Genomic DNA, 17,718 nt, shown 5'->3' on the forward strand with positions numbered 1-17,718 from the left:
TCGTGCCGGACGGCCGCTTGGCGACCGCCCGGCACGAAGGTGCCGCAACGCCGGTCAGAGCCGGGTGACGTCCAGCCCGCCGTCGGCGTACTGCCTGCGCAGCACCTTCTTGTCGAACTTGCCGACGCTCGTCTTCGGCACCGACTCGATGACCGTCCAGCGCTCCGGGAGCTGCCACTTGGCGATCTTGCCGTCCTCGGCGAGGAAGGCGCGCAGGTCCTCGAAGCCGACGTTCGCGCCCTCCTTGAGGACGACGGTGGCCAGCGGGCGCTCGCCCCACTTGTCGTCCGGGACGGCCACCACGGCGGCCTCCGCGACGTCCGGGTGGGCCATCAGGGCGTTCTCCAGCTCCACCGAGGAGATCCACTCGCCGCCGGACTTGATGACGTCCTTGGCGCGGTCGGTGAGGGTGAGGAAGCCGTCGGCGGAGATGGTGCCGACGTCGCCCGTCTTCAGCCAGCCGTCCTCACTGAACTTGTCGTCGGGGCGCAGCGGCTCGGCGTCCAGGCCGTTGTAGTACGCGCCGGCGATCCAGTTGCCGCGTACCTCCAGCTCGCCGGCGGACTCGCCGTCCCACGGCAGGCGCTCGCCGCCGGGGCCGGTGAGGCGGGCCTCGACACCGGCCGGGAAGCGGCCCTGGGTGAGGCGGTAGCCGAACTCCTGCTCCGTGCCGACCGCGTGGGCCGGCGGACGGGCGACCGTGCCGAGCGGCGAGGTCTCCGTCATGCCCCACGCGTGGCAGACCCGCATACCGAGCCGGTCGAAGGCCTCCATCAGGGACGGGGGACAGGCGGACCCGCCGATGGTGACCTGGCCGAGGGAGGAGACGTCCCGGGGCTTGGCGGTCAGCTCGGCCAGCAGGCCCTGCCAGATGGTGGGGACGGCGGCGGCGTGCGTCGGCCTCTCGCTCTCGATCATCGCGGCGAGCGGGGCCGGCTGGAGGAAGCGGTCCGGCATCAGCATGTTGACGCCGGTCATGAACGTGGCGTGCGGCAGTCCCCAGGCGTTGACGTGGAACTGCGGGACCACGACCAGCGAGGTGTCCTCGTCGGTCAGGCCCATCGACTGCGCCATGTTGACCTGCATGGAGTGCAGGTAGATGGAGCGGTGGCTGTAGACCACGCCCTTGGGGTCGCCGGTGGTGCCGGAGGTGTAGCACATGGCGGCGGCGGCCCGCTCGTCCAGCTCGGGCCAGTCGTACGTGGCCGGCTTCCCGGCGATCAGGTCCTCGTACTCGTGGACCCGGACCGCGGTGCCGTCCAGCAGGGTGCGGTCGCCCGGCCCGGTGACGACGACGTGCTCGACCGTCTTCAGGTGCGGCAGCAGCGGCGCCAGCAGCGGGAGCAGGGAGCCGTTGGCGATCACGACGCGGTCGGCCGCGTGGTTCACGATCCAGGCCAGCTGCTCGGGCGGGAGGCGGAGATTGAGGGTGTGGAGGATCGCGCCCATCGAGGGGATCGCGAAGTACGCCTCGACGTGCTCCGCGTTGTTCCAGGCGAGGGTCGCGACCCGTTCGTCGCCCTGGACCCCGAGGTCCTCGCGCAGGGCGTGCGCCAGCTGGGCGGCGCGGGCGCCGATCTCGGCGAAGGAGCGGCGGTGCGGCTCGTCCTCACCGGTCCAGGTGGTCACCTGGGAGCTGCCGTGGATCGTCGACCCGTGGGTCAGGATCCTCGATATCAGCAGCGGTACGTCCTGCATCGTGCTCAGCACGGTGTCCTCCCGGGGCGACATTGCCTACGCGGCGGCAAGGGTTGCGCTGATTCTGCGCACATACCGCTTGGTATGTCACTACTCCCGGGTGATCGATCAGTGCGCGGCGCCCGGCCGGAACGGATCCCGACCGCCCACAGAACGTGCCATTACCGGACAAACCCCAGCTCAGGGTCCTCGCGGAGCTTGCCGAGCGCGCGGGACACCGCCGACTTCACCGTGCCCACGGAAACCCCGAGCACCTCGGCCGTCTGGGCCTCGCTGAGATCCTCGTAGTACCTGAGGACGACCATCGCGCGCTGGCGTGCGGGCAGCTTCATGATCGCCCGCCACATCGCGTCGTGCAGCGCCTGCCGCTCCGCCGGGTCGTCGCCGCCGGGCGCGGGCTCCGGCTCGGGCAGCTCGTCGCAGGCGAACTCGTCGACCTTGCGCTTGCGCCACTGCGACGTCCGGGTGTTCAGCAGCGCCCGCCGCACGTAGCCGTCCAGGGCGCGATGGTCCTCGATGCGGTCCCAGGCCACGTACGTCTTGGTGAGGGCGGTCTGCAGCAGGTCCTCCGCGTCGCTCGGGTTCGCGGTGAGCGACCGGGCGGCACGCAGCAGCACCGGCTGGCGGGCCTTCACGTACGACGAGAACGACGCGTACGAGAAGGTCTGCGCCCTGGCCCCCGCCAAGGCTGCGGCCACGGCGGGCGCCTTGGCGGGGGCCTTGGCCGCGGCGGCGTTCGAAGCGGTGGTGCAGACGGGTGTGGTCATGGCTCAACGCTATGAGCGAGGGGGCGCCCGGCGGATCGGCCGCAGGTCCCGAAGCCGAGTCCGCCTCAGGTTGTAGGGGTGGTGCCGGCCCCACCTCCTGTAGGTGGACGAGGCGAGGAGGACACCTGCGGGTTCACCCCTGGGGGCACCCGCGGCGACCGGCCCCGGCCCGGCACCGCGGGGCTCCCCCCATGAACTCCACGGCCCTCTTCCCGGCCGCTCCCCGGCCCTGTGGACCTCGGGAGGCCCCGTGCGGAAACGCCTGGGCGGCGGTACCGGAGTACCGCCGCCCAGGCGCCTTGCGACCCCATGAAGCACACCCGCACGGAGACCGAGGGGCCGGCGCGGGAGCGCGTCCGCGCCGGCCCCTCAGCTCACCACCACAGCGGGGAGAAGCTGACGGCCACGTTCTCGTTGCCCTGATTGATCGCCGTGAAGGCGGAGCCGTCGACCTGCGCGGTGTTGCTCTGGTTCGAGGCCCCCGAGCCGACCGCCTGCTGCTGCGTGGTGGACGAATTGCCGTTGTTGTCCCCGCCGACGCCGCTGCCGAGGATGCCCGCGAAGGCCTCCGAAGCGGTCGCGTTCGATCCGTCGTCCGCGAGGGCACCGTTGTCCGCCGTCGCCGCACCGCTGAAGAGGGCGGCGGCGAGCGGAAGGGCGGCGACAGCGGCGACGACACGGGCGGTACGGATGCTTGCCATGTGTTTCCTCCAGAACAGGTGCGCGCCGGCCGCGGGCCGGCAGCGCGAAAGTTGCGTGAGCTGCCTGAAACTGCGTGAAGTTGCGTGAAGCTGTTCCGAACTAGAGCGTGTGCCAAGGCGGTTGGCCGACCACCTCGACGCTGTGCACGACGTCGCGTGATCAGAATTGCCCACCGAACCCCGGCCAACCACCCCGGAAGACCCGATTCGCCCTCAAGCGTGATGACAAGTCGATAAACCCCTTTGCTTGCCTTCCGTCTCACCTCAGGGCAGTACGGACACCTCCCTCCCAAGCGCCACAAGAGGTGAAGCGTTCCGGCAGTTTTTCCCCGTATCCCTCCCGCCCGGCGCGTCGCGGACGGCCACCCTTCCCTTTTTCGAACGTACGTACGAACATGGAGGCATGGCCACCCCCGACCGGCAGGCCACGACGCTGGCCCTCGCACACGCCCTGTCAGCCGCCGAACGCGGACTGGCCGTCATCCCCCTGTCCCGGACGAAGCTCCCGGCCCTGCGTTCCCCCCACCGCGACGACCCGGCTCCGGCTCCCTGCCACGGCGAGTGCGGCCGCCTCGGCCACGGGATCTACGACGCCTCCACCGACCCGGCCCGCATCCGCGAACTCTTCGCCGCCGCCCCCTGGGCCACGGGCTACGGCATCGCCTGCGGCCTGCCCCCGCACCACCTGATCGGCGTCGACCTGGACACCAAAGCGGAGACGGACTCCTCGACCGCCCTGCGCGAACTCGCCCTGCGCCACCTGTTCACGATCCCGCCCACGGTGGTCGTCCTGACCCCCAGCGGAGGACGCCACCTCTGGCTGAGCGGCCCGCCCCACGTCGTCGTCCCCAACTCGGCCGGCCGCCTCGCCCCCGGCATCGACATCCGGGGCGCCGGCGGCTATCTGGTCGGCCCCGGCTCCCGTACCCGGCACGGCACCTACACCGCCGCCCCCGGCACCGCCCACCTGCCCCCGGCGGCCTGCCCACCGGCGTTGCTGCGGCTGCTGCTCCCGCCGCCCCGCACCCACCGGCCCGCGTCGGCGGGCGGTCCCGACGCCCACGGCCAGGGGCTCGTCCAGTTCGTCCTCGCCGCCCACGAGGGCCAGCGCAACACCCGCCTGTTCTGGGCCGCCTGCCGCGCCTACGAGGACGGCATCGGCCCCGCCCTCGTGGCTCCCCTGGTCGAGGCCGCCCTCGACACCGGACTGACGGAACGCGAGGCCCGCGCGACGATCGCGTCGGCGGCCCGCATGACGGAGCACCACCGCCCCTGACCGACGGCCCCACCCGCCCAGGCCCGCCGCAAAGCGCCGGCTACGGGGTCGCGGGCCCGCCCTGTGTCTCGTTCTTCCGCCACGCGCGGACACCCAGCTCGCCGGTGGTGCCGAGGTCGAGGTGCGGTGCGACGATCACGGGGTCGGCACCGGCCTCGGCACGGACCCTGACGTACGGCACGGTCACCGCCTCACCCGACTGCGTGGTGTTGCGCCACGCCAGGCCGGACACGGCGGCCTCGCCCGGCCGCAGCGTCACCGGCCGGGGCGGCCCGTCCCCGCCCGCCATGGGGATGCCGTCGGTACCGCGCAGTATCTCGATGCCGTCCACCGGCCGCCGTTCCCCGTCGAGCAACTCCAGTACCGGATAGCCCTCCAGGGAGTACGGGCGGGAGCCGCAGTTCTCCAGATGCAGGCCCACGACACGCAGCCCCATGGCCGCGTCCCCCTGGTCGGCGGTCAGACGCAGACCGGACGCCGGACAGGAACCGGCCGGCGCCGGCGCCTCGTCGGAGGGCACCCGCCGCACGTCGAGGATCCGCACCTGCCCGGCGTCGAGCCGGGTGCCGGTCCCGTACCCGAGGTGATCGAGGGTGCGCCGCACGGTCCGCCCCGCCCCCACGGACGCCACCGTCTCCTCCACGTTCGACATCGCCCTGCCCTGCTCGTCCAGCAGGGAGAACGTGATGGTGTACGTGAAGGCCTCGGCGTCCTGATTGCTCACGGAGTACGCGACGACACACGAGCCGTCGAACCCAGCCCCCGAGCCGTCACCGCTCCCGACACCAGCGCCGGCCGACGCCCCCGCGCCCCCCTCGCTCTCACTCTCACTCCTCCCCACCTCCGTCGCCCCCGGCAGCGGATCCGCCGTGACGATCCAATCCGGAGACCCACTCGCCCGACCCCCTGGTGACGCGGACGCGCTCGCCCCACCGCCGGCCCCGGCCTTCTCCACCATCCCGACGATCCGTACCCCGTCCTGCTCCTGCCCGCCACCGGCGGACACCCCCGCCCCACACCGTCCCCCCGACGCCCCGGCCCCCTCGTCTCCTGCCCCTGCCCCTGCCCCTGCCCCTGCCCCTGCCCCTGCCCCTGCGGTCTGGGTGCCACAGGCGCCGAGGAGGAGACTGGCCACGAGAGCACCGGAGACCGCGAGCGGCGGACGGAGCTGGGGGATACGCATCCCCCCACCCCACCAGTACGCCCCCGCACCGGCCATGGCGGAAGCCACACCTCCGGTCACAGCCCTGTCACAGGCCGCCCTCCCCGTTTCGCGGCGGCGATGACGGCCACGACCGCGGTGGTGACGGCGAAGCTCCCCACCATGACCATCCCCACGCCGATCACGAAGAGACCACTGGCGTCGTCCGACCAGTCGTAGAACGCGGCGCCGGTGAGACCGACGGTGACACCGAGCACGGCGCCGACGACATGCCGCCGGGACGCCGCCCAGTACACCGGCACCAGCAGGCTCAGCACGAGCCCGACGACCTGCCAGGCCTCGTACGGCCCGGTCGTGGAACCGTCGGCGTGCACATCACGCCGCTGGTCCCACCCCAGCCACGCGGCCCAGAGCGCAACGGTCACACCGGCGAGCAGGAGGCCCGCCTCGATCTGGGGATTCGGCTTCAGCCGTCGTCGTTCCATGCCCCGAGCCTTCCGGCGCGAGCCCAGGCCGAACAGAGCGCACATACTCAACTCCACGCGAGTACGTGAGTACCCCTGCACGAGATCACCGGGACGACGCGCGGAAAACCGGCGATCCCCCGCACCGCGGCGGCCCCGCCGAAGGCAGGGGGTGGACTCCCGGAATCGCCGGCTCATGTCCCCAAGCTTGTCAGCACCCGAGGCACCCGCAGCGTAGCCCGCCCCGGCCCCCGCCCGGCATCCGTTTCATGCAAGACTGCCGGTCGGCCGCAAGAGCGCGGCTGCCAGGGGGTGAGTCGTGGGGACGGCGTTCGCGACCATAGTGCTGGCCGGAGCAGTCCCCCTGATCGCGCTGTGGCTTGCCTGTTCGGTGCTGGGCATTCACGGCCTGCTGCTGGGACGCATGCCGGGTCGATGGCTCCAACGCCACGTGCGGCAGCCGAGGGTATGGGGTGCCGGAGGGTTGTCGGTAGCGGTCGGCGGCCTTTCCCACCCGACCATCACTGTCATCGGCGTGGGTCTCATCGCCCTGGGACACGTCATGGAGCCGAGCCCGTGACCACATTCGCTCCCGACCTGTTGCCCAGGCCGTTTCTGACGTGCTGGCTCCGTTGGATCGCGGTACCGACCGGGGATCAGCCCGGAGTCATGTCCCTACTGGGGCTGACGGACGCGGTACCCGTCTCTTTCGGCGACGCTGAACAGGCCGTCGACGAGGACAGTCATTCCGGAGCCGAGCGGACGGGCCGGGTGTACGTGAGCCCGGTACTCGACGGGTGGATTCTGGTCATCGGCCGTTGGTGCGATCCCTGCGACCCCGAACGCTCGGACGATGTGCTGCGCCTGTGTGAGGCGCTGAGCGCCCGCTACGGACAGGCCCAGGCTTACTACTACGGCGCACAAGGCACCGGGTCGGCCTGGTTGATCGCGGAGCAGGGGACGGTCGTGCGCCGTTACTGCGAGACCGACGAGGGCGAGGGCCACTATCTGACGCTGGGCGAACCGCTGCCCTATGAGCGCTCCCGCCGAGAGGCCCTGGGGCTCACCACGACTTGGGACGCGGCGACCGAGACAGAAGAGGACGAGGAGGACTGGGCCATGGAGACCATGCACATGGCACCGGAGATCGCCGCCGAGCTCGGTATCAGTCCACTCGCCCTGACGGCGGACACCCCGATGTCCGGCACCGGCATCCTGGCGCGCACTCCGCCCAGCGCGCCTTGAGAACTCCACGCGCGTGCCCCGTCCGTGCACGATCGGCCGGGAAATCGCGGGGTACGGCGGTGTTCGGCAGGTAGCGCACACGACGACGGCCCCCGACCATAACGCCTGGTCAGGGGCCGTCAAACACTGCGGTGGGTGTGGGATTTGAACCCACGGTGACTTGCGCCACGACGGTTTTCAAGACCGTTCCCTTAGGCCGCTCGGGCAACCCACCCCGCGCCGTGGGTGATCGACGGCGCGGGGACCAGGGTAGCGGGTCGGTGCCCGGGGGCGGGGGTCAGTCGTCGCCGACCTTGGAGCCGAGGGTGAGTTCGGCCGTGTGCTCCTTGCCGCCGCGTTCGTAGGTGACCGTGACCTTGTCGCCGGGCTTGTGGGTCCAGATCTCGCCGATCAGGGTCGGGCCGCTGTCGATCACGCGGTCGTCGAGCTTGGTGATGACGTCGCCGGGCTTGAGGCCGGCGTCGGCCGCGGGACCGCCCGGCTCCACGGGCTCGGAGCCGCCCACGCCCTGCTCGGTGACCTTGGCGCCGTTGGTCGTCTCCTCCAGGGAGACGGAGGCGCCGATCTTCGCGTACACCGGCTTGCCGGACTTGATCAGCTGCTTGGCGACGAACTCGGCCTGGTTGATGGGGATGGCGAAGCCCAGGCCGATCGAACCGGCCTGGCCGGTGCCGAAGCCGCCGTTGCTCGTGGACTGGATCGCGGAGTTGATCCCGATGACGTTGCCCTGGGCGTCCAGCAGCGGCCCGCCGGAGTTGCCCGGGTTGATCGACGCGTCGGTCTGCAGCGCGCTCATGTAGGACGCCTTGCTGCTGCCGCTGCCGTCGCTGGAGGCCACGGGGCGGTTCTTGGCGCTGATGATGCCCGTGGTGACCGTGTCGGACAGGCCGAAGGGGGCGCCGATGGCGATCGTGGAGTCGCCCACCGCCACCTTGTCGGAGTTGCCGAGGGGCAGCGGGTTCAGGTCCGAGGGGGTGTCCTTGAGCTTGATGACCGCCACGTCGTAGCCCTGGGCGTTGCCGACCACCTCGGCGTCGTACTTCTTGCCGTCGGGGAAGGTGGCGCTGAGCTTGCCGCCGTCGACCGCCTCCGCCACCACGTGGTTGTTGGTGACGATGTGGCCCTGCTTGTCGAAGACGAATCCGGTGCCGGTGCCGCCCTCGCCGTTGCTGCCCTCGGCCTGGATGGTGACCGTGCTGGGCAGCGCCTTGGCGGCCACACCGGCGACCGTGCCCGCGTCGCGCTTGACCGAGCCGCCGGTGTCCGACGCGGAGACCGTGGTGGAGCCGCTCTCGTCGTTGTTCTTGGCCAGGGTGTAGCCGAGGCCGCCGCCCAGGCCGCCCGCGACCAGCGCGGCGATCAGGACGCCGGCGAGGACACCGCCCCGGCCGCGGCCCTGCTTCGGGGCGGGCGGCTGGTACGAGGCGCCCCAGCCGCCGCCGTAGCCGTCACCCCCGCCGTAGCCGCCGCCACTGCTGCTGCCACTGCTGCTGCCGTCGCCGTACGACGCCCCGTACGACGGGGTGCCCGGCGGCGGGGGCGGCGGCCAGGAGGCGTCGGGAGCCGTGTGGCCCTGCGGCGCGGCTCCCTGGCCCTGGGGAGGGGGCTGGTGCGACGCGTGGGCGGCGGGAGCGGACGCGGCGGGACCGAATCCTGTGTTCGGGTGCGGCTCCGCACCCGGGTGGGGGGAGGCCGACTGGTCCGGCGGGGACGGCTGCTGGTCCGGGTGGGGCGCGGCCGACGGGGCGGAGGCTGCGGGAGTGTCCACCGGCACGGGAGGTGCGGACGGGGCCGGGGGTACCGCGGTGCCCTCGTTCTCGGTGCTCACAGCTTCTCTCCTCGTTCCATGGCTGCTTCTCGGTCACATCGCTCGCGTTCAGCCACGCTCACGCGCTGCTCCACGGTCCGGCGCGACGCGGATGTGCAGTGTTTTCGTATGCCATCAGCTTTTCCCACGGGCCGTCAGAGCACCATAAGCGGTTGCTGTGGGTTCGCGATCGGCCTTTACATGGGTCATCCAAGACTAAACGGACGCACTCGCGATGACTCCGAGGGCACGTCTACCCGTAGGCGGTGGCACCATGACGCGGTGACCCACGCACGACAGCACCGGATCCAGGTCGTCGCCCACCGGGGAGCCTCCGAGGAGGCGCCCGAGCACACCCTGGCCGCGTACCGGAAGGCGATCGAGGACGGGGCGGACGCCCTCGAGTGCGATGTGCGCCTGACCGCCGACGGCCATCTCGTCTGCGTCCACGACTGGCGCGTCAACCGTACGTCCAACGGCCGCGGCGCGGTGTCGGCGCTGGAGCTCGCCGACCTGGCCGCGCTGGACTTCGGCGCCCGCCGGACCCGCGAGTTCTGGCGGACGCGCGACGAGCAGCCCGACTGGGAGCACCGGCCCGAGGACCGCGAGGAGACCTCCGTACTGACCCTGGAGCGGCTGCTCCAGCTGGTCTCCGACGCGGGGCGGCGGGTGGAGCTGGCCATCGAGACCAAGCACCCCACGCGGTGGGCGGGGCAGGTGGAGGAGCGGTTGCTGGTGCTCCTGAAGCGGTTCGGACTCGACGCCCCGGCCTCGGCCGCCGAGTCCCCGGTGCGGGTGATGAGCTTCTCGGCCCGCTCGCTGCACCGGGTACGGGCCGCGTCGCCGACCCTGCCGACGGTCTACCTCATGCAGTTCGTCTCGCCCCGGCTGCGTGACGGGCGGCTGCCCGCGGGTGTCCGGATCGCGGGCCCCTCGATCCGGATCGTGCGCAACCACCCCGCCTACATCGAGCGCCTGAAGCGGGCCGGTCACCAGGTGCACGTGTGGACCGTGAACGAGACCGAGGACGTCGATCTCTGCGTCGGCCTGGGGGTCGACGCCATCATCACCAACCGGCCGCGCGGAGTGCTGGAGCACCTGGGCCGCTGATTCGGCCGGAGGTCTTGACCCGTCGGCCCGGCTGCCCCATCCTCCGTTCTCGGCCACACCGGCGAGATCCAGCCATGTGATTACGGGGAGTGCTCCGGCGCGTTCGGTGCGTGTTCGGCCGTGTCGAATGCGTCACTGGGCGGCGACCGGCCGGTTTCCGGTTCAGGCCAGAAGGGCATCCACACCGTGGCGTGGGGCGAAGGAGGTCTCGGGGGTGGCGTTGGTGGTGGCACAGAAGGTGCCCACGTCGTCGTGCATGGCCGTTCCCCATGGCCCTGCGGGCGTGGGGAAAGCGAGACACCGCATGCGGGAGCAGTTGCGCAGCGGCGGTGTGGCGGAATCGGTCATCGACGACGCCGTATTGATCCTGTCCGAACTCTTGAGCAACGCGTGCAAGCACGGTCGGCCGCTGGGCGACGCCCTCGCCGGTGACGGCGACGTACGCGCCGGGTGGCAGGTGGACGCGGGCGGCCGGCTGGTCGTGGAGGTCACGGACGGCGGCGGTCCGACCCGCCCGACCCCGGCGACCCCGTCGGTCACCGCGCACGGCGGCCGCGGCCTGAACATCATCACCGCGCTCGCCGACGACTGGGGCGTACGGGACGACGTCCGCGGAGAGGTCACGGTCTGGGTCGTCGTCCACGACGACGTGCACGCCCCGGACGCCGGGCACCGCCGCGACGACTTCGCATCCCGGATCACGGCACCGGCGGTGTCGGAGATCCCCGGCCTGGACTTCGCGGACGCGTTCGACGACGTGGGCTGAGTCGACGGCCCCCACCGGTGGCTCCGGGGCGGGTCGTCCACAGGTGGCCCCTTGTCCACAGGGTCCCGTCGGCCGGGGTGTGAGCGGCTAGGCTCGCGCCGTACCGAATGAGCCGCAACCGGGAGACACCCACGATGGCCAAGAAGCGACCCCAGACGAAGGCCAAGCGCCCCCAGCCCGGCGAGGGCGCCCGCGCCGCAGGCGCCGATGGGCACGTTCCGGTCGTCGGCGCCCGCGAGCCCTGCCCCTGCGGCAGCGGCCGCCGCTACAAGGCCTGCCACGGCCGGGCCGCCGCGCATGCCACGACCGAGCTGGTGCAGCGGCCCTTCGAGGGCCTGCCCGGCGAGTGCGACTGGGTCGCCCTGCGCGAGCTGGTGCCGGCGGCCACGGTCGAGCTGACCCTGAAGGACGGCCTGCCGGAGGACGTCCCCTCCGTCACCCTGGCCACGGTGCTGCCGATGGCCTGGCCGGCCCTGCGCCGCGACGACGGCTCGGTCCTGCTCGGCCTCCAGAACGACACGGCGTCGGGCGACATCAGCCGCGACCTCGCCGACACCCTCCAGCGGGCGCTGACGGCCCAGCCGGGCACCCCGGTGCAGGGCCGCCGCGCGCCGGCCGACGGTCCACGGCTCCAGGACCTGCTCGCTCCCGAGGGGGCGTTCGAGCCGGCGGTGCACGAAGGCTTCGAGTTCTGGGTTCCGGACCCGGAGAACGCCACGCCGGAGGTGGCCGCCTCCCTGGAGCGGGCCAACGCCGCGGCGATCCCGACCGTCCGGCTGGAGGGCCTGGACGCGGCGTACTGGTGCGAGACCCCGGAGAAGAACCACCTGCGCTGGGTCATGCCGCACGAGGAGGAGCGGTTGCTGGACGCCCTCGCCCGGCTGCACGCGGCGGGCCGGTCGTCCCTCGGCGAGGGCACCCGCCTGGTCGGCTCCTTCCGGGCGCACGGGCTCACCGTCCCGGTGTGGGACCTGCCGAGCGAGGTCACCGCGCAGGACATCGAGAAGCCGGCGGCCGAGTTCGCCGAGCGCCTCGCCGAGGCCCTGGCCGCGGACACCCCCCTCACCCCGGACGAGCGCCGGGCACGGGGCGGTCTGACCAACCGCCAGGTCACCCTCAGCTGACGCCTCGCCCGGGCCTTCCCGCCCGGACCGTCCCGCCGCCCGGTCCGGACCGGCTCACCGTCCGGTCGGGGACGGCTCACCGTCCGGTCCGGGCCGGCTGACCGACTGGTCAGCCGGAGTCCTGACCCTGGGGACACGTGACTCCCGTCACAACTCCCCGCGTAGACAGGCCAATCGGTGACCGGAAAACAAGAGATCGAATTTGCTAACCGCCGATCTCTTGTTACCGTTCGAGTAGCCCGGTTGCTGGTGCATCCCCCGTCGCCAGCAACCGGGTCTTTCCATGCGCCCGATCGCGCACGCACCGCAGTCGCCCGTCAACTCCCCGTTTCCGAAGGCGAGTTGACCCCGACGCCGTCGGCCGCTCCGGTCCCAGCCCCAGCCCCGGCCCCGGCCTCGGCACCTCCGCCGCCGCCGTCGACACCGCCGGCGTCGCCGTGACCCCCGTCGCTCCCGTCGCTCCCCTCGCTCCCGTCGCCCGCCTCGCCGCCTCCGTTGCTGCCGGTGCGCAGCAGCAGCCGCCCGTACCCGGCGCGGGCCGCGAACTCCGCGACCGCCGTGTACTGGGCCGGCCCGCCCCGCAGACGCTCCCGGGGCGTCTCGCAGGTACCCGGCGCGTCCTCGGCGCCCACCACGCAGCGCATCCGCACACTGCGCCCTTCGGGCCCCATGAGGCTCAGGACGGACTCCAGCGGGCCACCGGTCGCGTTGCGGTAGTAGGTGCGCGCCCAGGTCTCCGGCCCCTGGGTCAGGACGCAGGTCTGCGCCTCGACGCCCTCCGGCGAGGTGAGTTCGGGACCGCAGCGCACGGCGGTGGCCGGTCCGGGCGGCAGCGGGGAGCGGACGGCCGGGCCGCGTTCGGCCCCGGCGGACGCCTTGCCGTCACCGCCCCGCGGGAGGAGCGGGACGGCCGCCGGGGCCGCGTCCTCACGATCGTCCGAGGGCCCCGCGGACGCCACGGCGAACGGCAGCACGACCGCGCACACCACGACACCGGTGAGCCCGTACAGCCGGATCCGCCGGCGGTCCGGCCGGCCGCGGCGCGGTCCCGCGCGGTGCGGCCTGGACACGCGGTGCTCCCCTGCATGAAGCGGCATGGGGCGGACGATAACGACCCCGGGCGGGCGCGGACTCCGCGCGCGCCGCAGAATCCTAGAACTCGGGCGCGCTCACACCCGTACGAGTGAGGGCGTCGACCACCGCGTCCACGACGGCCTCCACGTCCGGCACCCAGGGCGAGGCGGAGCCGGGCAGCGGAGCCCGCTCCCAGCGGACGCCGCCCTGGCCGGTCTCGGACGGCGGCAGCGCGAGATAACCGCCCTCGCCGTGGAACCGCAGGGAGCCGGGGACGAAGTCCTTGGCGTACAGCAGCTCGCCAAGCTGCTCCATGGAGTACGGCCTGACCAGCAGCGACCAGCGGGTGGGCGAGGCGACGACCGGGCCGGTCCGCAGACCGGCGCGGTCGAGCGCGGCCAGGGCCTGGGCGGCCGGCAAGGCGGGCAGGGAGACCGCGCACGGGGCGCTGCCCCCGGTGGCCAGCACGATCGGCGCGGTGGGCCGGTTGGTCCACCACCAGCGCACCATGCGGGCGTCGGTGGTGGCCGCGAGGAGGCCGGGGTCGAAGGGGTGCGCGCCCGGCACCGTGCACTCGGGGTCGGGACAGCCGCAGCGCGACCGCGCCCCCGGGTCCGTCGCCGCGCCCGGGAGTACGGGCCACTGCCATCGCGTCGCGTAGGTCAGGGCCGCGCCGATGAGCTCAGGCCGCCCGTCGTCGTGCTGGGACAAGAGCCTGCGTCGCCTTCCGAGGATCTCGCGCATGAGCGCTCGTTCCTTTCCGTTGCACGCCTGGGCAACACCGTGGTCACATCACACCATGTGTCGATCTCTTCGCTGTGCGTAGCTGGTGGCGCATCACACCCCTGCCAAGGGCAACAAGGGCAAGGGGAACCCCTGTGGGCCGAGCACTGACTGCGTCCGTGGCGGTTCCGTCCACACTGCGTCTGTCAAAAGCATGGGCGTGGCGCGGGGGTGGCGAAGTCTGGCGTTTTGCCGTGCGGCGTATTTCTCTCCGCCTCCGCCACGGGAGGATGGGGCACGGTCGTCGGTGGATAGGACGCCCGGGTCCTCCGCCAGGTTCCGGGTGGCCCCCAACCACCCCTGGCCTTCTCCGAGTACGTACCCATCACGACCGCTGTGACGCTCCGTGAAGCACCCCCAGTCGACCGCAACAAGCCGTCCTCTGGGGCAGTTTCAAGCCAAATTCGCATTTCCGCAAGAGGTCGAGAGAGAAGCCTCCGACACCCCACGGACACCAGGAATCCCAGCAGGACAATGCTGGACATCTCCTCACGAGTGCGTGTACATGTGGAGGCACTGCTAGCGGCGCAGAATGACATGGGGGTTTGCGATGCTTTTGAGCAGTAAGCGCCGGTCGGGAGGCCGGACGCCATGAACGCCCCGCACCCTGCGAAAGTGGCCGGAATCGATTCAACGGTTCCGTCCCCCGCACACACTGTCGCGCCCGCCGGCCCGGGCGCTTCCCCGGCCGCCCCGCCGGACGGCGCGGACGCCGTGGACTCCGCCGCGGCCACGGACACGCCGGGCGCGGGCTGCGCCCCGGGCGCCCTGCTCCAGGACCGTCTGGCCGGCTGGGTGTCGGACCTCACGACCCTGCACGAGCTGACCGAACGCCTGGTCCGCACGGACTCCCTCCCCGAAGCCCTCCAGGAGGTGCTGCGCGCCGGGGCCGCCCTGGTGGGCGCGCGGCGCGGCCTCGTCGTCATCGAACCGGCCGACGGACTCGGACCGAAGAGCACCGTGGGCCTCGGACTGACCCGCGCCGATCTCGGCCACCTAGAGACCGTGCCCCGCGGCTGCCTGTCGTACGGGCCCATCCTGGACGGACTGCCCGTGGGCGAGGGCGGGATCGCCGAGCCCGACCTGTTCGCCGAGACGGGCCTCGACCCCCGCCACCGCGAGGTCGCCACCCGCCTCGGCTACGCGGCCAGCTACGCGCTCCCCCTGACCACCGAAGGCACCGGGCGGCTGGGAGCCGCCGTATGGCTCTACGACGAGCCGGCCGAACCGGGCGAGCGGCCCCGCCACCTCGCCGGCCTCTACGTCCGGTACGCCGCCCAGCACCTGGCCCGCCTCCTGGAGGTCGAGCGCACACGCGCGCGCATGGCGACCATGGCCGAGGAACTGCTGCCCTCCCGCCTGCCGCGGGTGCCCGGCGTCCAGCTCGCCGCCCGGCACCGCACCGGTCCACGCGGCGGCGGCGACTGGTACGACGCGCTGCCCCTGCCGGACGCCGCGCTCGGCCTCGCGGTCGGGTCCGTCACCGGTTCCGGACCCAGCGCGGTCGCCGCGATGGGACGACTGCGCGCCTCCCTGCGGGCGTACGCCGTCATGGAGGGCGAGGACCCGGTCGCCGTCCTGTCCGACCTGGAGCTGTTGCTGCGGCTCACCGAGCCCGCCCGCTCGGCCACCGCCCTCTTCGGCTACTGCGAGCCCGCGCTGCGCCGGATCACGCTGGCCGGCGCCGGACACAGCCCGCCGCTGCTGATCGGGGAGCGGCGCACCGAGTACGTCGAGACCTCCGTCTCCGCGCCGCTCGGCATGCTCGCCTGCTGGGAGGCGCCGAGCGTGGAGTTCCAGGCCGAACCGGGCGAGACCGTCCTGCTGTACACCGACGGGCTGCTGCACCGCACCGGCGACCCGGCCGACCGCGCCTTCGCCCGGCTGCACGCGGCGGCGGCGAGCGTCCCCCGGGCCAAGCGCCAGGATCCGGACGCCGTCGCCGAGCACGTCCTGCGCACGGCCCTGCCCGACGGGGCGGCCGAGGCCGACTCCGAGGAGGACGTGGTGCTGCTCGCGGTCCGCTTCGAGTGACGGCCCGGCCCTCGGAGCGGGGTCCGCATAGCGGTCACTGACTCCCCGGATGTCCCGCATAACGGACGGTAGTACCTCCGTGTAACAGGCCCTTGGACCCTGGGCCCCCTTCCGTACGACCGTACGATGGGGGGCGGTCCAGTGCCGTATCAAGGAGGATGACCGTGGCGGAGGAGCTCACCCCGGAGAACCCGGAGAACCCGGAGAACTCGGAGAACGAGACCGAGGAGCCGATCAAGCAGCGCAAGAACGGCCTGTACCCGGGCGTGTCCGACGAACTGGCCGAGAACATGCAGTCCGGCTGGGCCGACACGGAGCTGCGCGACCTGGAGCCGATCGCCCAGGCCGCCGAGACCGCCGCCCGCCGCGCCGCGCTGTCCGCCCGCTTCCCGGGCGAGCGCCTGGTGATCCCCGCGGGCAACCTGAAGACCCGCTCGAACGACACGGAGTACGCCTTCCGCGCCTCCGTCGAGTACGCCTACCTCACCGGCAACCAGACCGAGGACGGCGTCCTGGTCATGGAACCCGAGGGCGGCGGCCACACCGCGACCCTCTACCTCCTGCCGCGCTCCGACCGCGAGAACGGCGAGTTCTGGCTCGACGGCCAGGGTGAGCTGTGGGTCGGCCGCCGCCACTCCCTCACCGAGGCCGAGAAGCTGTACGGCATCCCCGCCTCCGACGTCCGCGAACTGGCCGGCAGCCTGCGCGAGGCCACCGGCCCGGTACGCGTCGTGCGCGGCCACGACGCCGGCGTCGAGGCGGCCCTGACCGACAAGGTCACCGCCGAGCGCGACGAGGAACTGCGCGTCTTCCTCTCCGAGGCCCGCCTGGTCAAGGACGAGTTCGAGATCGGCGAGCTGCAGAAGGCCGTCGACTCCACCGTCCGCGGCTTCGAGGACGTCGTGAAGGTCCTCGACAAGGCCGAGGTGACCAGCGAGCGCTACATCGAGGGCACCTTCTTCCTCCGCGCGCGGGTGGAGGGCAACGACGTCGGTTACGGCACCATCGCCGCCGCCGGCCCGCACGCCTGCACCCTGCACTGGGTCCGCAACGACGGCCCGGTCCGCTCCGGCGACCTGCTGCTGCTCGACGCGGGCGTGGAGACGCACACGTACTACACCGCGGACGTCACGCGCACGCTGCCGATCAACGGCCGCTACAGCGAGCTGCAGAAGAAGATCTACGACGCCGTGTACGACGCCCAGGAGGCCGGCATCGCGGCGGTGAAGCCCGGTGCCAAGTACCGCGACTTCCACGACGCGTCCCAGCGCGTGCTGGCCGAGCGGCTCGTCGAGTGGGGCCTGGTCGACGGCCCCGTCGAGCGGGTGCTGGAGCTGGGCCTGCAGCGCCGCTGGACCCTGCACGGCACCGGCCACATGCTCGGCATGGACGTCCACGACTGCGCCGCCGCGCGCGTGGAGTCCTACGTCGACGGCACGCTGGAGCCCGGCATGGTGCTCACCGTCGAGCCGGGTCTCTACTTCCAGACCGACGACCTGACCGTGCCCGAGGAGTACCGGGGCATCGGCGTGCGCATCGAGGACGACATCCTCGTCACCGCGGACGGCAACCGGAACCTGTCCGCCGCGCTGCCGCGCCGGTCGGACGAGGTCGAGGAGTGGATGGCCGCCCTGAAGGGCTGACCTCCGCCCCGACGGCCGGGCCCTCACGGTGCCCGGCCGTCGGCGTATGGGGGCGCCCCCTGGT

The 17,718-nt window shown here is 72.5% G+C and carries 15 protein-coding genes and 1 tRNA gene; 7 read left to right on the forward strand and 9 right to left on the reverse strand.

The genetic code is table 11. The annotated features are described in order from the left end of the window. Positions 1-54: 54 nt before the first annotated feature. The 3 genes from ACFIF2_RS28550 to ACFIF2_RS28560 form a co-directional block, all read right to left on the reverse strand. Positions 55-1,731, reverse strand: a complete 1,677-nt coding sequence (locus ACFIF2_RS28550) for a long-chain fatty acid--CoA ligase (RefSeq protein WP_395576104.1) — start codon at positions 1,729-1,731, stop codon at positions 55-57. 128 nt (positions 1,732-1,859) lie between these two features. Further along, positions 1,860-2,465 (reverse strand): SigE family RNA polymerase sigma factor, encoded by a 606-nt coding sequence (locus tag ACFIF2_RS28555; RefSeq protein ID WP_395576105.1) that lies wholly within the window; start codon positions 2,463-2,465, stop codon positions 1,860-1,862. Between the two features lie 374 nt (positions 2,466-2,839). After that, the gene (locus tag ACFIF2_RS28560; RefSeq protein WP_395576106.1) at positions 2,840-3,166 is read right to left on the reverse strand and encodes a hypothetical protein; all 327 of its coding nucleotides are present in this window, start codon (positions 3,164-3,166) and stop codon (positions 2,840-2,842) included. A gap of 403 nt (positions 3,167-3,569) precedes the next feature. On the opposite strand from ACFIF2_RS28560, the gene ACFIF2_RS28565 reads away from it, so the two are divergent. Continuing rightward, complete coding sequence (locus tag ACFIF2_RS28565; protein WP_395576107.1) at positions 3,570-4,442, forward strand: bifunctional DNA primase/polymerase; 873 nt, start codon at positions 3,570-3,572, stop codon at positions 4,440-4,442. Positions 4,443-4,482: 40 nt separating this feature from the next. On the opposite strand, the gene ACFIF2_RS28570 is transcribed toward ACFIF2_RS28565, so the two are convergent. Continuing rightward, entirely contained in the window at positions 4,483-5,166 is a 684-nt protein-coding gene (locus ACFIF2_RS28570) for a DUF4232 domain-containing protein (protein WP_395576108.1), read from the reverse strand. A 515-nt stretch (positions 5,167-5,681) separates the two neighbouring features. Continuing rightward, positions 5,682-6,089 carry a hypothetical protein gene (locus ACFIF2_RS28575; protein WP_395576109.1) on the reverse strand — a complete coding sequence of 136 codons (408 nt, stop codon included), beginning with the start codon at positions 6,087-6,089 and terminating at the stop codon, positions 5,682-5,684. A 555-nt stretch (positions 6,090-6,644) separates the two neighbouring features. Here ACFIF2_RS28575 and ACFIF2_RS28580 point away from each other — a divergent pair. Continuing rightward, the gene (locus tag ACFIF2_RS28580; protein WP_395576110.1) at positions 6,645-7,313 is read left to right on the forward strand and encodes a hypothetical protein; all 669 of its coding nucleotides are present in this window, start codon (positions 6,645-6,647) and stop codon (positions 7,311-7,313) included. A gap of 129 nt (positions 7,314-7,442) precedes the next feature. Here the strand turns inward: ACFIF2_RS28580 and ACFIF2_RS28585 are convergent. Both ACFIF2_RS28585 and ACFIF2_RS28590 read right to left on the reverse strand, forming a co-directional pair. Next, positions 7,443-7,527: transfer RNA gene (locus tag ACFIF2_RS28585), tRNA-Ser, on the reverse strand. Between the two features lie 63 nt (positions 7,528-7,590). After that, positions 7,591-9,141 carry a S1C family serine protease gene (locus ACFIF2_RS28590; RefSeq protein ID WP_395576111.1) on the reverse strand — a complete coding sequence of 517 codons (1,551 nt, stop codon included), beginning with the start codon at positions 9,139-9,141 and terminating at the stop codon, positions 7,591-7,593. 261 nt (positions 9,142-9,402) lie between these two features. Between ACFIF2_RS28590 and ACFIF2_RS28595 the strand changes: the two genes are divergently transcribed. The 3 genes from ACFIF2_RS28595 to ACFIF2_RS28605 all read left to right on the forward strand — a co-directional run bounded on the left by ACFIF2_RS28595 (position 9,403) and on the right by ACFIF2_RS28605 (position 12,120). After that, positions 9,403-10,230 (forward strand): glycerophosphodiester phosphodiesterase, encoded by an 828-nt coding sequence (locus tag ACFIF2_RS28595; protein ID WP_395576112.1) that lies wholly within the window; start codon positions 9,403-9,405, stop codon positions 10,228-10,230. Between the two features lie 214 nt (positions 10,231-10,444). Continuing rightward, a complete protein-coding gene (locus ACFIF2_RS28600) occupies positions 10,445-10,996 on the forward strand; it encodes an ATP-binding protein (RefSeq protein ID WP_395576113.1) in 552 nt (183 codons plus the stop codon). 134 nt (positions 10,997-11,130) lie between these two features. After that, positions 11,131-12,120 (forward strand): DUF5926 family protein, encoded by a 990-nt coding sequence (locus ACFIF2_RS28605; protein ID WP_395576114.1) that lies wholly within the window; start codon positions 11,131-11,133, stop codon positions 12,118-12,120. A 317-nt stretch (positions 12,121-12,437) separates the two neighbouring features. On the opposite strand, the gene ACFIF2_RS28610 is transcribed toward ACFIF2_RS28605, so the two are convergent. Beyond that, positions 12,438-13,217: a hypothetical protein gene (locus ACFIF2_RS28610; RefSeq protein ID WP_395576115.1), complete on the reverse strand. Its 780-nt coding sequence runs from the start codon at positions 13,215-13,217 to the stop codon at positions 12,438-12,440. A gap of 55 nt (positions 13,218-13,272) precedes the next feature. Then, positions 13,273-13,938: a bifunctional DNA primase/polymerase gene (locus ACFIF2_RS28615; RefSeq protein WP_395576116.1), complete on the reverse strand. Its 666-nt coding sequence runs from the start codon at positions 13,936-13,938 to the stop codon at positions 13,273-13,275. Between the two features lie 630 nt (positions 13,939-14,568). Between ACFIF2_RS28615 and ACFIF2_RS28620 the strand changes: the two genes are divergently transcribed. Further along, the gene (locus ACFIF2_RS28620; protein WP_395576117.1) at positions 14,569-16,011 is read left to right on the forward strand and encodes a PP2C family protein-serine/threonine phosphatase; all 1,443 of its coding nucleotides are present in this window, start codon (positions 14,569-14,571) and stop codon (positions 16,009-16,011) included. A gap of 164 nt (positions 16,012-16,175) precedes the next feature. Next, the gene (locus ACFIF2_RS28625) at positions 16,176-17,654 is read left to right on the forward strand and encodes an aminopeptidase P family protein (RefSeq protein WP_395576118.1); all 1,479 of its coding nucleotides are present in this window, start codon (positions 16,176-16,178) and stop codon (positions 17,652-17,654) included. Positions 17,655-17,718 lie beyond the last annotated feature (64 nt).

It is taken from the genome of Streptomyces sp. BK79, assembly GCF_044142145.1.
In the GTDB taxonomy this organism is placed as follows: domain Bacteria; phylum Actinomycetota; class Actinomycetes; order Streptomycetales; family Streptomycetaceae; genus Streptomyces.